Below are 721 nucleotides of genomic sequence, written 5' to 3'. Positions count from 1 at the left end.
CATGAAAAAGGCCCCCGAGCGGGGGCCAGAGGAGCCGAGGTAAGAACCCTTGAGGAGGGATTTCAGACGAGGGCGGCGATGGCGTAGTCGATGTAGTTGTTGGCGATGACACCGGGGTCGCCGGAGATGCCGTGGTTGGCCTTGATGTAGGAGAGGGCCTCGACGTACCAGGAGGGGGAGAGTTCGAAGGCGCGGTTGATCTCGTCGAGACCGGCGATCAGGTACTCATCCATGGGTCCGGTGCCACCAGCCACGAGGCAGTAGGTGACCATGCGGAGGTAGTAGCCGATGTCACGGGCGCACTTGGCCTTGCCGCGGGAGTCGGAGGCGTAGTTGGTGCCCTGCATCTGGGTGGTGTAGGGGAACTTGTTGTAAACGGCCTGGGCGGCGCCGTTCACGAGTTCATCGGCCTTGGCGGTGAGGACCTTGGCGGCCTCGAGAGCGTTTTTGGCGCGCTCGAAGCGACCGAAGGCGGCATTCAGCTCGGTGTTGGAGAGAAAGCGGCCCTGGGAATCAGCGGCTGCGACGGCCTCGGTGAGGGGGGTCTTCATGGGTGGAGAAAGAGGAAGGTTGAACCGATGATCAGAGAGTGATCAGAGAAGAGATCCAGTGATCAGGCCGATCAGCCGACAGCGGCGGCAGCGCGGTCGAAGTAGGTGCCGACTTCGCTCATGAGGGCGGAGCAGTCACCGGGGGTGATGCCGTTGCGGTCGTTGGCGAT

Annotated in this window: 1 protein-coding gene and 1 pseudogene; both read right to left on the bottom strand. The window is 62.8% G+C overall.

Annotated elements, in window-relative coordinates; genetic code table 11:
* Positions 1–62: 62 nt before the first annotated feature.
* Positions 63–551 carry a phycocyanin subunit alpha gene (cpcA, locus tag ACLNEE_RS16815; protein WP_411424972.1) on the bottom strand — a complete coding sequence of 163 codons (489 nt, stop codon included), beginning with the start codon at positions 549–551 and terminating at the stop codon, positions 63–65.
* 71 nt (positions 552–622) lie between these two features.
* Positions 623–721, bottom strand: a pseudogene (locus tag ACLNEE_RS16810) (phycocyanin subunit beta); the annotation flags it as partial.

Origin of the sequence: Aphanothece stagnina RSMan2012 (genome assembly GCF_046764815.1) — a bacterium.
Lineage (GTDB): Bacteria > Cyanobacteriota > Cyanobacteriia > PCC-6307 > Cyanobiaceae > NIES-981.
The sequence above is the reverse complement of the archived record's forward strand: the minus strand, read 5'-3'. Positions and strand labels throughout refer to the sequence as shown.

Coding starts and splice junctions, on each gene's coding strand:
- cpcA (WP_411424972.1), bottom strand. CDS start 551: ATGAAGACCCCCCTCACCGAGGCCGTCGCAGCCGCTGATTCCCAGGGC.